22 protein-coding genes are annotated in these 20076 nt (G+C 67.0%); 8 read left to right on the top strand and 14 right to left on the bottom strand.

Translation table 11 applies throughout. The features are described from left to right. The first annotated feature begins 30 nt into the window (after positions 1-30). Both ACIBK2_RS40150 and ACIBK2_RS40145 read left to right on the top strand, forming a co-directional pair. Positions 31-663 (top strand): TetR/AcrR family transcriptional regulator, encoded by a 633-nt coding sequence (locus tag ACIBK2_RS40150; RefSeq protein WP_379284343.1) that lies wholly within the window; start codon positions 31-33, stop codon positions 661-663. Positions 664-713: 50 nt separating this feature from the next. Then, on the top strand, positions 714-1574 hold the full coding sequence (locus ACIBK2_RS40145; RefSeq protein ID WP_396975496.1) for an alpha/beta fold hydrolase: 861 nt from the start codon (positions 714-716) through the stop codon (positions 1572-1574). Here the strand turns inward: ACIBK2_RS40145 and ACIBK2_RS40140 are convergent. Together ACIBK2_RS40140 and ACIBK2_RS40135 are read right to left on the bottom strand one after the other, a co-directional pair. Next, entirely contained in the window at positions 1571-2227 is a 657-nt protein-coding gene (locus ACIBK2_RS40140; protein ID WP_396975494.1) for a TetR/AcrR family transcriptional regulator C-terminal domain-containing protein, read from the bottom strand. The genes ACIBK2_RS40145 and ACIBK2_RS40140 overlap by 4 nt on opposite strands. Positions 2228-2304: 77 nt before the next feature. Continuing rightward, positions 2305-4419 carry a prolyl oligopeptidase family protein gene (locus ACIBK2_RS40135; RefSeq protein WP_396975690.1) on the bottom strand — a complete coding sequence of 705 codons (2115 nt, stop codon included), beginning with the start codon at positions 4417-4419 and terminating at the stop codon, positions 2305-2307. Between the two features lie 201 nt (positions 4420-4620). Between ACIBK2_RS40135 and ACIBK2_RS40130 the strand changes: the two genes are divergently transcribed. Beyond that, the gene (locus tag ACIBK2_RS40130) at positions 4621-5595 is read left to right on the top strand and encodes a dipeptidase (protein WP_396975493.1); all 975 of its coding nucleotides are present in this window, start codon (positions 4621-4623) and stop codon (positions 5593-5595) included. Here ACIBK2_RS40130 and ACIBK2_RS40125 read toward each other — a convergent pair. The 3 genes from ACIBK2_RS40125 to ACIBK2_RS40115 all read right to left on the bottom strand — a co-directional run bounded on the left by ACIBK2_RS40125 (position 5592) and on the right by ACIBK2_RS40115 (position 8354). Continuing rightward, complete coding sequence (locus ACIBK2_RS40125; RefSeq protein ID WP_396975491.1) at positions 5592-5930, bottom strand: MmcQ/YjbR family DNA-binding protein; 339 nt, start codon at positions 5928-5930, stop codon at positions 5592-5594. The two genes, ACIBK2_RS40130 and ACIBK2_RS40125, sit on opposite strands and share 4 nt — an antisense overlap. A 93-nt stretch (positions 5931-6023) precedes the next feature. Then, positions 6024-7070 carry an NADP-dependent oxidoreductase gene (locus ACIBK2_RS40120; protein WP_396975489.1) on the bottom strand — a complete coding sequence of 349 codons (1047 nt, stop codon included), beginning with the start codon at positions 7068-7070 and terminating at the stop codon, positions 6024-6026. A gap of 126 nt (positions 7071-7196) precedes the next feature. Beyond that, entirely contained in the window at positions 7197-8354 is a 1158-nt protein-coding gene (locus tag ACIBK2_RS40115) for an AraC family transcriptional regulator ligand-binding domain-containing protein (RefSeq protein WP_396975487.1), read from the bottom strand. 144 nt (positions 8355-8498) lie between these two features. Between ACIBK2_RS40115 and lpdA the strand changes: the two genes are divergently transcribed. Both lpdA and ACIBK2_RS40105 read left to right on the top strand, forming a co-directional pair. Next, a complete protein-coding gene (lpdA, locus tag ACIBK2_RS40110) occupies positions 8499-9902 on the top strand; it encodes a dihydrolipoyl dehydrogenase (RefSeq protein WP_396975485.1) in 1404 nt (467 codons plus the stop codon). A gap of 104 nt (positions 9903-10006) precedes the next feature. Next, complete coding sequence (locus ACIBK2_RS40105) at positions 10007-10711, top strand: polysaccharide deacetylase family protein (protein WP_396975483.1); 705 nt, start codon at positions 10007-10009, stop codon at positions 10709-10711. Here the strand turns inward: ACIBK2_RS40105 and ACIBK2_RS40100 are convergent, their stop codons facing one another. Both ACIBK2_RS40100 and ACIBK2_RS40095 read right to left on the bottom strand, forming a co-directional pair. Continuing rightward, complete coding sequence (locus tag ACIBK2_RS40100) at positions 10712-11128, bottom strand: PPOX class F420-dependent oxidoreductase (RefSeq protein WP_396975481.1); 417 nt, start codon at positions 11126-11128, stop codon at positions 10712-10714. It abuts the gene before it with no gap. Positions 11129-11174: 46 nt separating this feature from the next. Next, on the bottom strand, positions 11175-11573 hold the full coding sequence (locus ACIBK2_RS40095; RefSeq protein ID WP_379284354.1) for a winged helix-turn-helix transcriptional regulator: 399 nt from the start codon (positions 11571-11573) through the stop codon (positions 11175-11177). 99 nt (positions 11574-11672) lie between these two features. On the opposite strand from ACIBK2_RS40095, the gene ACIBK2_RS40090 reads away from it, so the two are divergent. Continuing rightward, positions 11673-12521, top strand: a complete 849-nt coding sequence (locus ACIBK2_RS40090; RefSeq protein ID WP_396975479.1) for an SDR family oxidoreductase — start codon at positions 11673-11675, stop codon at positions 12519-12521. Positions 12522-12587: 66 nt separating this feature from the next. On the opposite strand, the gene ACIBK2_RS40085 is transcribed toward ACIBK2_RS40090, so the two are convergent. Then, complete coding sequence (locus ACIBK2_RS40085; RefSeq protein WP_396975477.1) at positions 12588-12965, bottom strand: VOC family protein; 378 nt, start codon at positions 12963-12965, stop codon at positions 12588-12590. Between the two features lie 124 nt (positions 12966-13089). Between ACIBK2_RS40085 and ACIBK2_RS40080 the strand changes: the two genes are divergently transcribed. Then, positions 13090-13902, top strand: a complete 813-nt coding sequence (locus ACIBK2_RS40080; protein WP_396975475.1) for a TetR/AcrR family transcriptional regulator — start codon at positions 13090-13092, stop codon at positions 13900-13902. 97 nt (positions 13903-13999) lie between these two features. Here ACIBK2_RS40080 and ACIBK2_RS40075 read toward each other — a convergent pair whose 3' ends face one another. Next, positions 14000-14533: a carboxymuconolactone decarboxylase family protein gene (locus tag ACIBK2_RS40075; RefSeq protein WP_396975688.1), complete on the bottom strand. Its 534-nt coding sequence runs from the start codon at positions 14531-14533 to the stop codon at positions 14000-14002. 317 nt (positions 14534-14850) lie between these two features. On the opposite strand from ACIBK2_RS40075, the gene ACIBK2_RS40070 reads away from it, so the two are divergent. Next, positions 14851-15720, top strand: coding sequence for a nuclease-related domain-containing protein (locus tag ACIBK2_RS40070; protein ID WP_396975473.1), 870 nt, complete (start codon positions 14851-14853; stop codon positions 15718-15720). Positions 15721-15807: 87 nt separating this feature from the next. Here ACIBK2_RS40070 and ACIBK2_RS40065 read toward each other — a convergent pair whose 3' ends face one another. The 5 genes from ACIBK2_RS40065 to urtB are packed head-to-tail and all read right to left on the bottom strand — an operon-like array spanning position 15808 to position 20068. Beyond that, complete coding sequence (locus tag ACIBK2_RS40065) at positions 15808-16512, bottom strand: GntR family transcriptional regulator (protein WP_396975471.1); 705 nt, start codon at positions 16510-16512, stop codon at positions 15808-15810. 10 nt (positions 16513-16522) lie between these two features. Further along, entirely contained in the window at positions 16523-17215 is a 693-nt protein-coding gene (urtE, locus tag ACIBK2_RS40060) for an urea ABC transporter ATP-binding subunit UrtE (RefSeq protein ID WP_396975469.1), read from the bottom strand. Continuing rightward, positions 17215-18042 carry an urea ABC transporter ATP-binding protein UrtD gene (urtD, locus tag ACIBK2_RS40055; protein ID WP_396975467.1) on the bottom strand — a complete coding sequence of 276 codons (828 nt, stop codon included), beginning with the start codon at positions 18040-18042 and terminating at the stop codon, positions 17215-17217. Before urtD ends, urtE begins: the two co-directional genes overlap by 1 nt. Next, a complete protein-coding gene (urtC, locus tag ACIBK2_RS40050; protein WP_396975465.1) occupies positions 18039-19187 on the bottom strand; it encodes an urea ABC transporter permease subunit UrtC in 1149 nt (382 codons plus the stop codon). The genes urtD and urtC overlap by 4 nt, the downstream gene beginning before the upstream one ends. Next, positions 19184-20068, bottom strand: a complete 885-nt coding sequence (gene urtB, locus ACIBK2_RS40045; RefSeq protein ID WP_379284362.1) for an urea ABC transporter permease subunit UrtB — start codon at positions 20066-20068, stop codon at positions 19184-19186. Before urtB ends, urtC begins: the two co-directional genes overlap by 4 nt. Positions 20069-20076 lie beyond the last annotated feature (8 nt).

The raw sequence follows: 20076 nt of genomic DNA, 5'->3' as shown, positions 1-20076 counted from the left end.
GCTTCTTGGGCTTCTGTATTGTCTGGCCCAATGTCACAGGATGCGAATACGGGTCGAATGTATGCCGGGCAACCCGTCGAGGACCGGCAACGTCAGCGGCGTGCGCGTTTTCTGGAATCGGGCCTGACGGTCTTCGCGCGCGACGGCTACGCCAATAGTTCGGTCGGCGCCATCTGTAAGGACGCCGGACTCTCCTCACGACAGTTCTACGAGGAGTTCACCGGACGCGAGTCCCTACTACTAGAGCTCTACGAACAGATCGATCGCGAGTCGCGCGACGCGGTCGCCAAGTCACTGGAAAGCAAGGCCGACGCGAGCGCGCTCGAGATCATCGACGCGTCCACCCGCGCCTACGTCGAGTCCATCGGCTCGGACCCGCGCAAGGCGCGCGTCGCGCTGGTCGAGGTGGTCGGTGCCGGTCCAAAAGTGGAGAAGTTCCGGCTCGAGCTGCGCCGGGTCTGGGGCTCGCTGCTGGCGGGTGCCGCGGAGGACGCGGCCATGCACGGCGAGATCCCGACCGGCGACTACGAGATGCGGGTGCTCGCGATCATCGGCGCGGTCAACTACGTGGTGGACTCGTGGAGCGGCGCCGACCCGCGTCCGCCGCTCGACGACGTGATCAGGGTGCTGAGCCGGGTGATCATGGGGGCGGTCGGCGCGTAACCGTCGATCGCTCGAGTCAAGGTGCTCCGGGGACCGGTAGCGTGCCCATGATGGAGACGGTTCCGATCCAAATGCCGGATGGCAGTACGGTTCCGGTGCGACTGATCCCGGCAGGCGGCGCGCACCGGCATCCGGTCACGCTGGACGCGCCGCGCCCGGTGCTGGTGATCGCACCCGGGCTCGGCGTACCCGCCGGGTACTACGAGGGGTTCGCCGGGAAACTGGCGGCGCGCGGGTTCGATGTGGCGATCGGTGAGCTGCGCGGCAACGGCGACAGCAGGCCGAAGCCGAGCGCCGCCAGCAGCTACGGCTACCACGAGCTGGTCTCGGTCGACTTCCCGGCGATGTTCGAGGTGGTGCGCGACCGGTTCCCGGCCAGCACGCCGTACCTGCTCGGGCACAGCATGGGCGGCCAGTTCGCCGTGATGTACGCCTCGCGGATTCGCGGCAGGCTCGGCGGGCTGATCCTGATCGCCTCCGGAACGCCGTATTACCGTGGCTATCCGGGACTTTCGAGCCCCGGCATCCTCGTCGGCTCGGCGGCCGCCGCGCTCACCGCAGGCCTGGCCGGCTTCTGGCCCGGCGACCGGATCCCGGCGGGCGGCTTCGGCCGCCAGTCCAAGGTGCTGATCGCGGATTGGGCGCGGCTGGCCCGCACCGGCCGGTTCCAGCCGGTCGGTGCGGACATCGACTACGAGGAGCGCATCGCCCGCCTGAAGCTGCCGGTGCTGTCCATCACGATGACCGATGACGACCTGACCCCGCCCAGCTCCGCCGACCACCTGTTGGCGAAGCTGCCCAAGGCCGACGTGACCAGGTGGCATCAGCCGGAACCGTTGGGGCACAACGGTTGGATCAGCGAGTACCGCACCACCATCGACCAGATCGAGAAGTGGCTGCGCGACCGTTAGATGTGTCGGCGGCCGGGTTCGAGGTGGCGGCTGAAGCCGTCGAGCATGGCGTCCAGCCCGACGTCGAAATGGTCGGTGTCCGTTGCTTGTTCCGGCTCCTCGGTGCGCTGCGCGGCGACCGCGGCGATGGCGTGGCTGAGGATGTGGCCGATCGTGTACTCGCGCAGGCAGCGGGTCAGCTGCAGCGCGACCGTCGCCGAAAATCCGTGGCCCTGCAGGTGTTCCACCATCCAGCTACCGGTTTCGACGGCCAGTTCGCTGCGCACCGGACGAGTCGCGAAGACCGGCACCGCGCTCGGATGCCGCCGCAGCGTGGAACGCAGCCGGTGCGCGTAGGCACGCATCAGGTCGCGCCAAGGTTCTTGCCACGGTAGGGATTCCATGTCCAGCTCGGCGAACATCGCGTCGGCGATGCCGTCGAACAGCTCCTGCTGATCGGTGAAGTGCCGGTAGGCGGCCATCGGGTCGGCGCCGAGCGCGGTGCCGAGTTTGCGCATCGAAAATCCGTCGACACCAGTCTGATCGATGAGGGTCAGCGCCACCGCGGCGATATAGTCGCGGTTCAAGGTGGTGCGCGTCGTCGGCGCCGGACTCGCCCGCCGGGTGCGGGCGCGCCGTTTGCGGCTCACCTCGACGACGTTGTCGGAATCCACGACTGCTCTCCTCCCAGGCCCAGGTCTACGACGTAGATGATATCTACACCGTAGGCCCCTGAGCCTCGTACCAGCGGTTATCCGCGCCGCTCGAGCAGCATCTGGGTGAAGAACTCGTAGATCAGGCCCGCCTGGAACGCCGACTGCTTGTTGTCCGCCGCGCCGCCGTGGCCGCCCTCGATGTTCTCGTGGTACCAGAACTCGTGGCCCTGCTCCTCCAGTAGCGCGGCCATCTTTCGAGCGTGGCCAGGGTGCACGCGGTCGTCGCGGGTGGAGGTGGTGAGCAGGATCGGCGGGTAGGCCACATCGGCCTTGGCGTTCTGATAGGGCGAGTACTTGCTGAGGTACTCCCACTCCTCCGGCTTGTCCGGGTCGCCGTATTCGGCGATCCACGAGGCGCCCGCGAGCAGCAGGTGGTAGCGCTTCATGTCCAGTAGCGGCACCTGGCAGACGATCGCGCCGAACAGCTCCGGGTAGCGGGTCAGCATCACGCCCATGAGCAGCCCGCCGTTGCTGCCGCCCACCGCGCCGAGCTGATCGGCGGTGGTGATGCCGCGCGCGACAAGGTCTTTCGCGATCGCGGAGAAGTCCTCGTACACCTTGTGCCGGTTGGCCTTCTGCACCGAGGTGTGCCACTGCGGGCCGTATTCGCCGCCGCCGCGGATGTTGGTCATCACCCAGGTGCCGCCGCGTGCCAGCCAGCCCATCCCGGACGCGCCGCTGTAGGCGGGCGTGCGCGAGACCTCGAAGCCGCCGTAACCGGACATCACCGTCGGGCCCGGCGTGCCCTTGCGGTCGCGGTGGCGAATCACGAAGTACGGCACCTGCGTTCCGTCGTCCGAGGTGGCGAAGAACTGCTCGGTCTCGATGCCGTCGGCGTCGAAGAAGCCGGGTTCCTGCTTGAGTTGCTCGGTGTCGCCGCCGACTGAGCTGGTCAGCAGCGTGGCCGGCGTGGTGAATCCGCTGGTGGTGAGCATGAATTCGTCGCCGCCCTCGAGCGGGTCGAGGTTCAGCACGCTGGTGGTCGCCATCGGCGGGGTGTCGGCCAGCGACTCCCGGTGCCAGCCGTCCGCGCCCGGCGTCACCACGTAGAGCTTGGTCTGCACGTCCTCGAGGGTAATGAGCAGCAGGTGGTTCTCGGTCCAGCCGTAGCCGTGCAGCGAGGTGTGCGCGTCGGGGGTGAAGATCACCTCGAAATCCCGTGCGCCGGAGAGGAACTTGTCGAAGTTCATGGCCAGCAGCGCGCCCGCCGGGTAGGAGTTGCCGCCGACCTCCCACGGCGACTTCAGCCGGACCAGCAGCCAATCCTTGTACCAGGACTCGCTTGCATCGGTGGGTGTGTCCAGATGCCGTAGCGTGCCGTCGTTTTCGAGCAGGTACACGTCTTCGTTGAAGAAGTCGGTGGCGCGGCCGATGTAGTGCCGCTCGTAGCCGGGGGTCCGGTCGTAGCCCGCGGAGACCGCGACGTCGCCGGCCTCGCCCTCGAAAACGGTGACCGCCTCGGCCAGTTCGGTGCCGCGCTGCCAGCGCTTGGCGATGCGCGGGTAGCCGGAGTCGGTCAGCGAGCCCGGCCCGAAGTCCGTGCCGATATACACCGAATCGATGTCGATCCAGCGCATCTCGGACTTCGCCTCGGGCAGGAAGAACCCGCCGTCCGCCGGATCGATGAATTCTCTTGTCGCCATGTCGAACTCGCGCACCACCTTGGCGTCCGCGCCGCCGCGCGACAGGCTGATCAGCGCGCGCGACTGCTCCGGTCGCAGCACCCCGGCGCCGCCCCACACCCAGTTCTCGTCCTCGGCGGTGGCCAGCGCGTCCAGGTCGATCAGCACGTCCCAGTCGGGCGACTCCTTGGCGTACTCGGCGAACGTGGTGCGCCGCCACAGCCCGCGTGGATGCTCGGCATCGCGCCAGAAGTTGTAGAGCCAGCTGCCGCGCCGACCCGGGTAGGCGATCTTGGTGTCGGTGTCGAGCATGTCCAGAATGCGGTGTTCGAGCTCGCTGAACCGGTCGGAGGAGGCGAATCGCTCGACGACCACGCTGTTGTGCGCACGCGCCCAGTCCAGGGCCCGCTCATCGGTTACTTCTTCGAGCCAGAGGTAGGGGTCAGTCACATTCTGCTCAACGCCACTCATGACCGCGCCTCGCTGGCGCTCGGCTCCGTCATGTGCGGGGCACGCTGTGTCATGAATCGTTCGCTGCGCTCACTCATCCCCTCATTGTTGCCGACCAGCGCGAATCAGGGCGCCGGGGTCGCTAGAAGGGTGCTACGCCCTGAGCGAATCAGGCAAATAGGACATGACGTACTGCGCGACACCCGCGCGGCTGCGGTCCGTCCGGTGACCCGCTCGCCTACGATCGCGGTTCGAGGCCGATCCGATCAGGAGGTTTCCTTGCCGCACTTTCTCTGGGAGCAGCATTGCTGTCTGCCGTTGGTGCCGTCGGCCCGGATCGCGGACCTCGCCCGATATCCACTCGGGTCGTACCTGTCGGTGAATGTCGGGTATTCGCCGCATTCGACCGAGGATTCGGTCAAGCTCACCCGGCAGTACCGCGCGGACGCGCTCGCCGACGGGCGATTCCGGTTGGTGCACAGCCACTCCGACATCGGCGATCCGGAAACCATCGCGCTTGCCTTCGATCTGGAGGACTCCGGCCCGCTCGGCGGCGACTTGGACAACGTGGAGCTGTTTTACGAGTTGGGCGTTCGCTCGATGCTGCCGACCTACAACAGCGCCAACAAGGCGGGTTGCGGCTGCCTCGATGCCGACGACACCGGGCTCACCGCCTTCGGTGAGGACCTCGTGCGCAAGCTCAACGAGGTCGGCATGTTCGTCGACGGATCGCACTGTTCGCGCCGCACCGGGCTCGACCTGGCCGCGCACACGCAGGTGCCGATGATCTACAGCCACTCCAATTTCGCCGCGCTGCGGGAGCATCCGCGCAATATCACCGACGAACAGGCGAAGGCCTGTGCCGCGACCGGCGGCGTCATCGGTATCAACGGCGTGGGTATCTTCCTGGGCCGCAACGGTATCGATGACGGTGCCGCGCGTATCGAGGCGATGGCCGATCACGTCGAACACGGCGTCGAGTTGGTCGGCATCGAACACATCGGGATCGGGTCGGACTATTCGTTCGACGCCGAGGACTTCAACGGCATGCTCGCCGACCATCCCGAGCTGTTCCCCGAGTCGTACACCAAATGGGGCCCGCTGCAATGGGTTCCGCCGGAGGAGCTGCTCGGCAGGAGCCAGGTGCCCGGCCTCGACGAGGTGCTGGCGCGGCGAGGCTTCAGCGAAGCCGACCGAGCGGCAGTATTCGGCGGCAACTTCTCCCGGGTCGCCGAACAGGTGTGGCGCGACTAACCGAGATGCTCGGCGGCCACCCGCTTCGGCACACACATGCGCCACGCTTCGACAATGAGCTCAGTCAGCTCCGCCTCATCGATGGCGTCGAGCCGCACCCGAACCCAGTTGTACCGCTCGTCCGACGGGCGCGGCATCATGAATTTCTCCGGCTCGGCTTCGACCAGTGCCACCCGCTCGGCCTTCGGAAACGCGAAGCCCATGCGTGTTTCGTCCGGGGACAGCGCCAGATAGACGATCCGGCCGATTCGATATTTGACCCGGTCGCGGACCAGCGCCTCGGTTGTTCGCGGCAGGCTCATCGCCACCCGCCGCACGTCATCAGCTGTCACCATCGGCCAAGTATCGCGCCGGGGTACGACATCTGGGCCGGGCTGGAAACCGGTGTGGCGCGACCGAATCGGTCGCGCCACACACCCCGGCCGGGTTCACCCGAGACGGACCAGCATCTTGCCCGTGTTCGCGCCGGAGAGTACGCCGAGGAACGCGGCCGGTGCCTGCTCGAGGCCCTCGTAGACCGTCTCCCTGGTGCGGATCGTCCCGTCGGCCAGCCAGGCGGCCGCCTTCGCGATGTACTCGCCGAAGATCGGGAAGTAGCTGTTCACCAGCATGCCGCGCAACGAAAGTTCCTTTGTCGCCGCCTTGAACAGGTCCGGGCCGGGCTCGGCGGTGCCACCGTTGTAGCCGCTGATCGCACCGACCAGCGCGATCCGGCCCTTCGGGCGCATCGCCTCGACGGCGACCCGCAGATGTTCACCGCCGACGCTGTCGAGGTAGACATCGATGCCCTCGGGCGCGGTCGCCGCGAGCTGCCCGGCCACATCGCCTGCCCGGTAGTCGATCGCGGCGTCGAAGCCGAACTCGTCGAGCAGCAGCCTGGTCTTGGCCGGTCCGCCCGCCGAGCCGATCACCCGCGCCGCGCCGAGCGCCTTGGCGAGCTGTCCGGCGACGCTGCCCACCGCGCCCGCCGCCGCCGAAATGAACACGGTGTCACCGGGATTCACCGGAGCCACCTCGGTCAGCGCCGCGTACGCGGTGAGGCCGGTGGTGCCGAGCGCGCCGAGAAAGTGCGGCACCGCGGCCAGCGAGGTGTCGATCGGGGTCACCGCGGCGGCGTCGAGCACCGCGTACTCCCGCCAGCCCGCGAAGTGCGTCACCGTGCTGCCGACCGCGATATCGGCCGCCGTCGAGGCGATCACCTCGCCGACCGCCGAACCCTCCAGCGCCGCGCCCACCTGGAACGGCGCGATGTAGGACGGGCGATCGTCCATCCGTCCCCGCATGTACGGATCCACCGACATCCACGTGTTGCGCACCAGGACCTGTCCGTCGGCGAGCGCCGGAATCGGGTTCTCCACCAACGCGAAATGCTCTGCCGTCGGCGCTCCGGTCGGCCGCGCGGCCAACTGGATCTCCCGCGAGATCTGCGGCAGAGTGCCGATTTCCTGACTGGTGCCCGCTGCTTGAACGCTCATTGCTCTGCCTCTTCTTCGCTGACTCTCGGACCCCTTCGATCCGGTACGGCTAACGCTATGAGCCCGAAACCCGCACTCCCAGGTCCGGAAACGCCACCCTCCGGTCCAAACACGACAGGTAGTGGGTCAACTGGTTCTGAGGTTGGTGGGGGAGGTGCCGGTCCAGCGATGGACTGCCTTGCGGAGCGCGCGGTCGTCGGTGAAGCCGAGGCGGTCGGCGATGACGGAAGTGGTCAAATGTCCTTCGGCGAGAAGGGTTTTCGCCTGTTCATAGCGAACCAGGTCGTATTCGGCGCGCCAGCTGGTGCCGTGTTCGGCGAGCTGGCGTTGCAGGGTGCGCGGGCTGACGGCCAGTCGGCGGGCGACGGTCGCCAGCGACGCGTCACCAGTGGCGATGGCGGCGGCCAGCGCTCCGCGGAACGCTTCGAGCGGGCCGGGGATGGTGCGCGCGGTGGCCAGGACCAGATCGGCGTGGCTGCGCAGGAGGTCGGCCAGCATCGGGTCGGCGCGGGGCAACGCCGCGGTGGCGTCCGCGGCGGTGAACGTGATGGTGTCGGCGGGCGCGTCGAATTCGATGCGGTCGGTGCCGAAGGCGTCGCGCAGGACATCGTGCTTGCTCGGTGCGGCCCGGCTAAAGGCGACGCGGGCCGGAATCACGTGCCGACCGGTGGCTTCTCTGGCCCGCCGCAGGTAGTAGGCGAGCACGTACTCGTTGACAACCGCGACGATCGCCGGGTCGCCCGCGGTGGTCCGGAACCCGACGGTGAGATCACCGTCATGCGTGAGATCGAAACCTTCGGCGGCCGCGGTGACCAGCCGGTGGTACGGCTGCGCGCTCCGCAATGCAGCCGCGAGCGTCGGCCCATTCGTGACGAGGTAGTCCCAGGTGGTGAGGGTGCCTAGGGGAGCGGCATCGACCACGGCGAGCCCGGCCCCCGGCTCCGGTTGTGCCTGAGCGAGCAGGCCCCACAGCTGTACCAGCGAGCTCAGCGGAATCCGGTTGAGCTCGCCGGCCAGGATCGCGTCGTCGGTGCCGTGAATCGCCGCGAGCTTGTCGTCGCCGACACCGGCCCGGCGGGCAGTGTCGCGGACCAGGCGGATCAGATGCGTCGACGCGGTGCTGTCGATGGGCGAGACCGGGATGGACCGGGGCGCGCTGGGCGGCGGTGTCGAGCGATCGGACCGCGCGGCGTCGGCGAACGGCCGGTCCGCGGTGTTGTCGCTCGGGGCAGCCGATCGGTGCGTCGCGAGTGCATCTCGCCCCGCCGATCGACCTGTCGCCACGAACCGACACTAGCGAGTCGAAATGTCTGATTCCCCACTCGAGCCGCCTCGCGAGCACCGAACTTGCGGTCAGGTGTGGCCTGCGGCTCATTGTTGTGGGGGACCGGTGGGCCAACTCGTAGCGACAGAGTTAGGCTCGGTGTCGTGACTTCCCATTACGACGTTGTCGTTCTCGGTGCCGGTCCTGGCGGTTACGTCGCCGCCATCCGTGCGGCACAGTTAGGCCTCCGTACCGCGATCGTCGAGCAAAAGTACTGGGGCGGTGTGTGCCTGAACGTCGGCTGCATCCCTTCCAAGGCGTTGCTGCGTAACGCTGAGCTGGCGCACATCTTCACCAAGGAAGCCAAGACCTTCGGGATCTCGGGCGAGGTGAACTTCGACTTCGGTGTCGCGTTCGATCGCAGCCGCAAGGTGGCGGACGGCCGGGTCAAGGGCGTCCACTTCCTGATGAAGAAGAACAAGATCGACGAGTTCGACGGCAAGGGCACCTTCACGGACGCGAACACCCTCGCGGTCGAGCTGTCCAAGGGCGGCACCGAGACGATCACGTTCGACAACGCGATCATCGCCGCGGGCACCATCACGAAGCTGCTGCCGGGCACTCAGCTCAGCGCCAACGTGGTGACCTACGAGGAGCAGATCCTCACCCGCGACCTGCCCGGCTCGATCCTGATCGTCGGCGCGGGCGCGATCGGCATGGAGTTCGGCTACGTCCTCAAGAACTACGGCGTCGACGTGCGCATCGTGGAGTTCCTGGACCGTGCGCTGCCCAACGAGGACGCGGACGTCTCCAAGGAGATCACCAAGCAGTACAAGAAGCTCGGCATCACCATCACCACCGGTGCCGCGGTGCAGTCCATCGACGACGACGGCTCGAAGGTCACCGTCGCGATCAAGGACAACAAGTCCGGCAACGTGGAGACGGTCACCGTCGACAAGGTGCTGCAGGCCGTCGGCTTCGCGCCCCGCGTCGAGGGCTACGGCCTGGAGGCGGCCGGCGTCCAGCTCACCGACCGTGGCGCCATCGCGATCGACGACTACATGCGCACCAACGTGCCGCACATCTACGCCATCGGTGACGTGACCGCGAAGCTGCAGCTCGCGCACGTCGCGGAGGCGCAGGGTGTGGTCGCCGCCGAGACCATCGCGGGTGCCGACACCGTCACCCTCGGCGACTACCGGATGATGCCGCGCGCCACCTTCTGCCAGCCGCAGGTCGCCAGCTTCGGCCTGACCGAGCAGCAGGCCCGCGACGAGGGCTACGACGTGAAGGTCGCGACCTTCCCGTTCACCGCCAACGGCAAGGCGCACGGCCTCGGCGATCCGACCGGTTTCGTCAAGCTGGTCGCCGACAGCAAGTACGGCGAACTGCTCGGCGGCCACCTCATCGGCCCGGATGTCTCGGAGCTACTGCCCGAGCTCACCCTGGCCCAGAAGTGGGACCTCACGGTCAACGAGCTGACCCGCAACGTGCACACCCACCCGACGCTCAGCGAAGCCCTGCAGGAGGCCTTCCACGGCCTCGCCGGGCACATGATCAACTTCTGATCCACGCTGCTCGGACAAACGGTGGCGTCCGGCCAATAGGCCCGGACGCCACCGTTTTTCGTGTGTGAGATCTGGCGGTCCCGCCGCAGGTTTGCTAGACAGCGATGATGCGAAAGTGGCTGATCGGCGGGGCGCTGATCGTCGTCGTGCTACTGCTGGTGGCGGCCGGCGGGTACTACCTGATGAACTCGCGCAGCTTCCAGTTGGCCGGGCGGCTGGTGAATCGGGTCGATACCAGTGACAAGGTGGTGGCGCTGTCCTTGGATGACGGGCCGACCGATCGGGCGCCCGGTGTATTGAAAGTGCTTGCTGAGCAACAGATCAAGGCCACCTTCTATCTGGTCGGCAGTGATCTCGCGGCGCATCCCGAGTACGGCAGAGCGATCGCCGAGGACGGACACGAGATCGGCAACCACAGCTACAGCCACCGCCGAATGATCTTCAGCTCCGCGAGTACCGTCCGCGACGAGATCGAACGCACCGACGCCGAGATCGCGAAAACCGGCTACCAGGGCCCGATTACGTTCCGCCCGCCCTATGGCAAGAAGCTCTGGTCGCTGCCGAAATATCTTTCCGACCACGACCGCACCTCGGTGACCTGGGATGTCGAGCCGGATTCCGGCGAAACCGCGACCACCGACGAGATCGCCGCGCAGGCGGTGCGCGAGACGCGGCCCGGCTCGATCATTCTGCTGCACGTCATGCACGAATTCGCGGGGCCCGCGCTGGCCGCGATACCCCGTATCGTCGGCGAACTACGTTCTCAGGGCTACCAATTCGTCACCGTCTCGGAGCTCATGGAGCACTGATCACAGCATGCCGTACGCGTGTGACGGGGTGAGGATTGCCAATGCCCGGCGGTCGGCGACCATGGCGCGGCGGTAGTCGTCCCAGTCGGGGTGTTCGCCGTTCGCGGCGCGGTAGTAGTCGACGAGAGCCTCGACGGTTTCGTCGTGCGGATTCGCGGCCACCGGCGTGACCGAGGCGATGGCCTCGATGACGGCGTAGGCGAAGAAGTCCTCGCGGGTGACGTGGATGGCGGCCCATGGCTCACGCACCAGGTTGTGGTATTTCGCGCGGTCCGCGGTGATGGAGATGCGGATGTTGCCGTCGCCGCCGATCACGTGCAGCACGTTGGACTGTTGCGGGCGGCCGTTGCGGCGGATGGTGGTCAGCACGGACCGGCGGTGGTCGCGGGCGAAGTCGACTGCTTGGGCGAGTTCCATGCCGGTATTCAACCGGTAGTGATCCGGGTCTCTTCCCCCGCCCGCCTCACTCGCGGTGGTAGGCCGCCTGGGCGTCGCGCACCTGCGGCATGTTCGTCTCGACCACCAGGACCAGCGCATGTAGTTGATCGGCGACCTGCGCGCCGAGCTCGGTCAACGTGTACTCGACGCGTGGCGGGATGGTCTCGTGTACCTCGCGATGCACCATGCCGTCGCGTTCCAGCGCCTGCAAGGTCTGCGACAACATCCGCTCGCTGACGCCGTCGACCCGCCTGCGCAGCGCGCTGAACCGGTACGAACCCTCGCGCAGCGCGACCAGGGCGAGGATGCCCCAGCGGCTCGCGACATTCTGCAAAACCGGCCGTGACGTGCAGTTCTTGGCGAACACGTCGGGTTCCAGCGTCGGATCGTCCAGGTCTGGCGACGATGTCGGCTGCGTACTCATGCAACCGATAGTACCCAACTTGACCAAAGTGGTGTATGAATGCATAGTACTTACTAATAGTTAGCGCTTAACGAACCGTACATACCCGTGGAGGTAGTTATGACCGTTGCCGTGACCGGTGCCAGCGGACAGCTGGGCCGTCTCGTCGTACAGGCGCTGCTGCGCGAGGGCGTCACTCCGGTCGCGATCGTGCGTGACCCGCAGAAGGTCGCCGATCTGGCCGAGCAGGGTGTCGATGTCCGTCAGGCGAGCTACGACGACGCCGCATCGCTGGATCGCGCACTCGCCGGGGTCGACCGGGTGCTGCTGGTCTCCGGCAATGAGTTCGGTGCCCGAGTAGCCCAGCACACCAACGTCATTCGCGCGGCCGAGCGCGCGGGCGTCGAACTGCTGGTCTACACCAGCATCCCGCAGGGTTCGCAGAACTCGATGATCCTGGCGCAGGAGCACATCGGCACCGAGGCGGCACTCGCGGATTCGACTGTGCCGCATGCGATTCTGCGCAATGGCTGGTACTGGGAGAACTACCTCGGCGGGCTCGCGCACGCCGTCGAGTCCGGCGTCCTGCACGGCGCCGCGGGCGAGGGGCGGGTGGCGGGCGCGGCGCGCGCCGACTACGCCGACGCGGCCGCCAAGGTGCTCACCACCGACGGGCACGCCGGGCAGGTCTACGAGCTCGGTGGTGGCGAACGCCTCACCTATGCCGAACTGGCTCAGTCGATTTCGACTGCCGCCGACAAGCCGGTCCGCTTCCAGAACCTGCCCGAGGCCGACTACGCCGCTGCCCTCCAGCAGGCCGGACTGGAGGCCGGTTATGCCAAGGTGCTCGCCGACGCCGACGCGGGCATCACGAAGGGCCTCCTCGATGTGACCAGCGGCGACCTGCAGAAGCTGCTCGGGCGTCCGGCGACTCCTGCGGTCGATGTGTTCCGCGCGGCGCTCGCCTGAGACCCGCACGGCCGCACTGTCTTCGATTTCCCGCACACGATTCCGTGTGCGGGAAATCGATCGTTACTAGACCCACTGGACGAGTTGCACGATGATGCCGTTCGGGTCGCTCATCTGGAAGTAGCGCTCGCCCCACTCCTCGGTTTCGATCGGCGTGACGATCGGTACCCCCTCGCCCTGTAGCCGGGCGTACTCGGCGTCGATATCGTCCACCACGAACACGACGAGCAGTCCCTCGCCCGCGCTGCCCGCCGCACTCTTCGGCTTGAAGGACGCCAATCCGGTGCGCAGGTAGATCACGTTCAGTCCGGCATCGGACCGGTCCAGCGAGACGAACCCGTCGGCCGACATCTTCTCGGTGAAGCCGAGGTGGTCGATCAGGAACTTCGCCGAAGTCAGCGGATCGGCGACGTTGAGCGAGATGGCGGAAGCGGTGATGTTCATAAGCTCTCCTCGGCTTCGTTAACTCTATACTTAGTACGTTGTACTTTGTAGAAGAATTCCCGGGCGGCCGCACTATGACCTGAATCACGCCGATACGATCGGGTCGACCAGGCGAGGAGACAGAGTGGACGAAGAGAAGGAGCCTCGCCCCGGCGAGCCGAAAACGCAGCGCCGCGGCAAGCAGGATCGCAGCAGCGCGGGCGATCCCGTTCGCACACTGGAGTTGCTGTGGCGAGTCTCCGGCGCGACTCCGGTGCGCGGCCCGAAGCAACGCAGCAGCGTGGATGCCGTGGTCGCGGCGGGCATCGAGCTCGCCGACGCGGAAGGCATCGGTGCGCTCACCATGCGTGCGGTCGCCACCAAACTTGGGCTGACCCCGATGGCTACGTACACCTACGTGCCGGGCAAGGCCGAGCTGATCGACCTGATGGTGGACAAGGTCTACGGCGAAATGGACCGCGCGGACCTCGCGGATCTGCCATGGCGCGATCGGGTCACCACCATCGCGGCGGAGAACCGCGCCATGCTGGCTCGGCACCCGTGGGTCGCCTACCTGCCGACCACCCGACCGCCGCTCGGGCCGGGCATGGCCGCCAAGTACGACCACGAACTCCGTGCGTTCGAGGGCCTCGGCCTGGACGACGTCACCATGGACGCGTCGGTCACCTACGTCCTCGGCTTCGTCACCTCGGTGGCCCGCATCGCCATCGACACCGCACGGGCCGCCTCGGACAGCGCGATGTCCGATCACCAGTGGTGGGAGCGGGCGGCACCGCTACTGGCACAGGTCTTCGACGCGGAACGGTTTCCGGTGGGCGCCCGCGTCGGGGCAGCCGCGGGCCAGACCCACGACTCCGCCTACAGTGCCGACCACGCCTACGAATTCGGCCTCGCCCGGGTACTGGACGGCCTGGCCCAGCTCATCGAAAACCCCTGAGCACCAACCCGTCTCGCGCACTTCTTCTGATTCGCCGCGCCGAAAATCGCATGCGAATCTCGGTGCCGGAAATCAAGAAGCGTGCGTCTGCTGTGCGCTAGACCCCGTCGCGTTGGATGCGGAGGGCGGTGATGGTGGCGGCCAGGCCCTCGTACTGGTTGACCAGCAGCACGATTTCGATGAGGCTGCGCTCGTCGTAGTGCTCGGCCAGCGCCGCCCAGTGCGCGTCGTCGAGGTCGCGGGTCTGCACCAGCTGGTCGACGGCGGTGAGCAGGGCACGGTGTTTGTCCGACCAACCCGGTACCGCCGGCCCGGTGCGCAGGCGCTCGAGGATCTCCGAGGTCACTCCGGCTCGCTTGCCGAGCCGAATGTGGTGGTCCATTTCGTATTCGCAACCACTCAGGTGGGCGACGCGAATGATGACCAGTTCCGACTCGTGCCGTGGCAGCCGACCGCCGGGCATGAGTTTGCCCGAATAGTGCAGCCAGCCGCGAAACAGTCCCTTGGTGCGGCCGAGCGTGCTGAACAGGTGTGCGTCATCGGTGCCCGCGGCCTTGGAGAGCACCTGCCAGACAACCCAGTTGATCGGACCCAGCTCGCGCAGTCGTCCGGGTGAAATGCGTGGTCGCAGCGCTGAAACCATGCTCGGTCGGCTCCTCCGCGTGGATGGGCGAGCGGCCAGGCGGTGCCGGGCCGAGCCGTCAGCCTACCGGCGAGTACGCGCCGGATCGAGGCCATGCTCGACACTAATCGGTCTATCGGTCGCCGCGGTGCCGAATTGCCTGCGCACGCTGGCGATTCCACCGTTACGATCGATTTCGTGCGGAGACGGGTAACTCGTGGGGGCACCCAGAGCTCGCCATGCACTCGATCGCAGGCCGGTCGCGCAGCGAATGCGGCGCGCAGGTAGCACGGCCTGACGAACGTGGAGAGGCGGACGAGCTCGACATGCTGGTGAGGGTCAAGCCCGGGGCGCAGCTCTCCGGTGCCGAACAAGAATTCGTCGAATGCCTGCGCTCGTATCCGTCGGCCGCCCTCGCCATGATCGATCTGCAGGTCGGTGACCGGCAGATCGATGCGGTGATCTGGACGCCGCGCGGGCTCACGGTGCTCGAGGTCAAGGGCTTCCGGCGCAGGCAGAGCGGTATTCTCAGCATCGCCGCCGACAGCCCGTGGAAGATCAGCGATGCCGACGCGGACCTGGACGAGCCGTCCGGCAGCCCGTCCGATCGGCTGGAACACGGCATCGCCACGGTGAAGACGACGCTCGAGCGAGCGCTGCTCGACCCGGGGCACGTGTGCGGCGCGGTCGTGCTCGTCCCGTTCCGCGGCGCGGTGGTGCGGCCGTCGCGCACCAATCTGCGACCGGGCCTGGACGTGGTCGTCGGCAATGTCGCCGATGCCACCGAACTGCGCATCTACCTCGAAAGTTTCTCGGCCGGACCGCGGAAGTGGACGGCTGACCGGGTGATCGGGGACTGCACTGCGCTCGGTCTCGCCGAGCTGACGCCGTCCCGGGCCGACCTGGTCGAGGCCGGGTTCGAGCAGGTGGCGCAGGAGTCGCCGAGTGTCATTCCGCGCCCGCCGAAACCGCGGGTCGAGCCGACACCGGGTGTTCCGACGAAACGGCATTCGTACGCCGGATGGACGGTGGTCGCGCTGGCGGTCATCGGGATGATCGCGGTGATCGGGGTGATCGCCAACTCGCTGGTCCACGACTCCTCGCACCCGAAGCCGCAGGAAACCAGCGTCACGCCGACGCCGACGCCGCCCCCCACGTCGTACCACCCCTGCTGGCCGTTCCAGCAGGACTGCTGAGCGCATCACGATCGACCACTATCCGAACGTGTTCGGGCACGACGGGCCGACAACCCTTCGGCTAGCAGGGGGATGGCCGACGCAGCATCAATCCCGCACGGCCCGAGCCAGTTTGGTGAGTTCGAGCGCGCGTTGGGCACGGGCGAGGACGTGCGCGCGGGAGATGTCGATGTGCGTGGTGAGGGTGTGCAGCGCGGCTTTCACGTTCCCGGACAGCAGTTGCTCGGCGATCGTGATGTGTTCGGCGGTCATGGTGGCGATGCGATCCGGCGTCGGCACGTCCAGGGTGCGGACCGGGCGCACCCTGGTGTGCACCGAGGTAAGCGCTTCTGCCAGTGCGGTATTGCCCGCGGCCGCCAGCAGGACGGTATGGAACTGCTCGTCGGCGACCAGTGCGGGGCCGGGCTCGGGTGGGTTGTCGCGCAGCGTGCGCCAGACCTCGAGTTCGGCTCGAATCAGGGCGAGATCGTGCGCGGGCCGGGCTGCTTCGGGGGAGTCGGCGCTCGCTCGTTGAATTCCCCTGGCCTCCAGCACGATTCGCAGCTCGTACAGGTGGTCGAGCTCGTCGAGCCGCGGCCGGTACGGGTACAGCCCGTCGGAGTGCCGCTCGACCAGCCCGTCGGCCTGCAACCGTGCGAGCGCCTCTCGCACCGGAGTACGCGACACCCCGTATATCTCCGCGAGACGTTCCTCGCCGAGCCGTTCGGTCGGCACGAAGATCCCGGTGGCCAGATCCCGCCGTAGCGAGTGATACACGCGCTCGCCCAACGGGATCCGCCCCCGGCGCGGCATGGTGGTCAGCTCAGATCGCCATCGCCGAGCGGACCACGGTCTCCGCGCCCGCGCCGCCCGCACCTGTGGAGGTGACGCGACCGGACGCCAGGATGTAATAGTGCTGCGCCGCTTGCAGGGCAAAGCCGATGTGCTGCTCCACCAGCAGCACGCTCAAGCCGCCGCGCTGCGTCAGATCGATGATGGTCCGCTCGATTTCGGCGACCACGGAAGGCTGGATGCCCTCGGTCGGCTCGTCGAGGATGAGCAGCTTCGGTTCGGTGATCAGCGCACGCGCGATCGCCAACTGCTGGCGCTGCCCGCCGGAGAGCAGACCGGCCTTGCGGCTCAACAGTTCCCGCAGCGCGGGGAACAGATCGAGCGATTCGTCGATCAGCGCCTTGCCGCGCTTGCGACCGTCGGCGACCACTTGGAGGTTCTCCGCGGTGGTCAACTGCGGGAAACTCTGTTGCCCCTGCGGCACATACGCGAGGCCGCGGCGGACCCGCCGCGACGGCGCCATCTTGGTGATCGCCTCGCCGTCGAACTTGATCTGACCCGACTTGGTCCCGATCAGCCCGACCGCGGTGCGTAACAAGGTGGTCTTGCCCGCGCCGTTGTGTCCCATGATGGCAACCACGCTGTCGTCTGGAACCGTCACGGACACACCGTGAATCACCTCGCTCCTGCCATAGCCGGAGTGGATATCGATGAGCTCGAGCATCAGACGGACTCCTTCACGGTGGTTTCATCTTCGAGGGCCGTACCGATCGCCGCCGCGGTGCCCAGATAGACCTCCTGCACCTTCGGATCCGCCTGCACCTCTTCGACGGTGCCCTCGCTGAGCACCTTGCCGCCGGCCAGCACGGTCACCGAACTCGCGAACGCGCGCATGAAGTCCATGTCGTGCTCGACCACTACGACGACGCGTTCGCCGCCGATGCGGCGCAACAGGTTTCCGGTCTCCTCGCGCTCCTCGGCGCTCATGCCCGCGACCGGCTCGTCGAGCAGCAGCACCGACGCGTTCTGCACCAGCAGCATGCCGATCTCCAGCCACTGCTTCTGGCCGTGCGCGAGCACACCGGCGGGCTTGTCCCGCAGGGCGCCGAGCCCGGTGATCTCCAGCGCCTCCTCGATGCCGGGCAGTACCGACTTGCGGCGCCGCAGCATGGTGAGCGCCGAGCGGCCCGCACCGGCCGCGATATCGAGATTCTGTAGCACGCTGAGCTGTTCGAACACGCTGGCCGTCTGGAAGGTGCGCCCGACGCCGAGCCTGGCGATCTGGTGCACCTTCTTGCCGAGCAGCTCGACGCCGGTCTTCTGCGCCGAGCCGGACGCCGAGACCAGCCCGGTGATCGCGTCGATCAGCGTCGTCTTGCCCGCGCCGTTGGGACCGATCAGGAAGCGCAGATCGCCTTGCAGCACCGTGATATCGACATCGGTCACCGCCTTGAACCCGTCGAAACTCACGGAGAGACCACGGATTTCGAGATACTCGCTCGACATTCCGGCATTGCCGCCGAGCTTCGGCTCGGGTGTGGTTGTGGTCATCGGGATTCCACCTTCTCCGGCTCGATCTCGGGCTGCGGTTCGACGACGACCGCCGCCGGAGCGACCGGTTCGGATCGCCGGAATCTGCTGTCCAGCAACCCCTTCAGCATCGGCCACACGCCCGCCAGCCCGGCCGGGATGAAGCCGATCACCACGATGAACAGCACGCCTTGCAGGTAGGTCCACCCGGACGGGAACTCCTCGGAGAACGCCGTCTGCGCCCAGGCCACCCCGATCGCACCAAGCACCGGGCCGAGCAGGGTGGTCCGGCCGCCGATCGCGACGCCGATGAGGAACGCGATGGACGGCACCACGCCGATATCGGCGGGCGAGATGATGCCGACGATCGGCGTGAACAACGCACCGGCGATACCCGCGAAGAACGCCGCGACCACGTACGCGACGATCTTGACGTTGGCCGGGTCATAGCCGAGGAAGCGCACCCGCTCCTCCTGATCCCGCACCGCGACAAGCAATTCGCCGTACCGGCTGCGCATCAACTGCCGCACCAGCGCGACCACCACCAGCAGCGTGCCCGCCGCGATGAAGAACAGCATCTTCCGGTTCGCCGGATCAGAGAGCTTGAACCCGAAGAAGGCACGGAAGTCGGACAGCCCGGTGAAGCCACCGATGGCCTGCTGCCCGGTCAGCAGGATCGCCAGCGCCGCCGCCAGCGCCTGACTGAGGATGGCGAAATAGGCCCCCTTGACCCGCCGCTTGAAGACGCCGTACCCCAGCACCGCCGCTACCAGCGCGGGCAACACCAGGATGCCGATCAGCGCCACCGGCCCGGATGCGAAAGGCCGCCAGAATGACGGCAATTCGCGAATACCGGAGATCTCCATGAACTCCGGCACGTCGTTCCCGAGCCGCGAGGCATCGGCCATCTGCAGATGCATCGCCATGATGTAAGCACCGATGCCGAAGAACACGCCCTGCCCGAGCGTGAGCATTCCGCCTCGGCCCCAAGCCAATCCGATGCCCACCGCGACGATCGCGAAGCACAGGAACTTGGCGAGCAGGTTCAGCCGGAACTCGCTGAGCGCGACCGGGGCGACTGCGAACAACAGGATCGCGGCGATGCCGAAGCCGCCCAATGCGGTCAGGGTCGAGTGTGCGCGCCACCTCTCTACCAGCGTGGTCATGCCAAACTCCTTGTGCGGACAGTGAACAGACCCTGCGGACGGACCTGCAGGAAGATGACGATGACGACGAACACAATGACCTTCGCGATCGATGCCGTCGTCGAGTATTCGATGTAGGAGTTGAGCAGGCCGAGCGCGAACGCCGCGATCACCGTGCCCTTGATCTGGCCGAGCCCGCCGATCACCACCACCAGGAAGGCGTCGATCAGATAGCTCTGCCCGATGGTTGGACTGGTCGAACCGATCAGCGTCAGCGCGACACCGGCGACACCGGCCAGGCCGGAGCCGATGAAGAACGTGCTGATGTCGGTGAAACGGCTTGATACACCGCTTGTTTCGGCGAGACCGCGGTTCTGCACGACGGCCCGGATGCGCCGCCCCATAGGCGTGGTCTTCATCACCGTGGCCAGGATGATCACCGCGGCCACCGCGAGCACGAGAATAAAGATGCGACTCTTCGGCACCACCGCGCCCAGAATGGTGACGCCACCGCTGAGCCATTCCGGTGCGACGACATTCTTGGCGGGCGCGCCGAAAATGTCACGGGCCAGCTGTTGCAGCACCAACCCGACACCGAAGGTGACCAGCAGGGTGTCCAGCGGCCGGTCGTACATCCAGCGGATCAGGCCCATCTCCAGCGCCGCACCGAGCAGGCCACCCACCAGGAAACCGACGAGCAGCGACACCACCAGCGACACACCGGCCGACGAAATGACCTTCTGCACAACATAAGTCGTGTAGCACCCGGCCATGATGAACTCGCCGTGCGCCATATTGATCACGCCCATCTGACCGAAGGTCAGCGACAGGCCGAGCGCGGCGAGCAACAGAATTGATCCCAGACTCAGCCCGGTGAAGAGCTGGCCGATCACGACGTCCATAAGGACTC

This window comes from Nocardia sp. NPDC050175, from assembly GCF_044459885.1.
Taxonomy (GTDB): Bacteria; Actinomycetota; Actinomycetes; order Mycobacteriales; family Mycobacteriaceae; genus Nocardia.
Note: the sequence above shows the minus strand (reverse complement) of the source record. Positions and strands in the feature narration are given on the sequence as shown.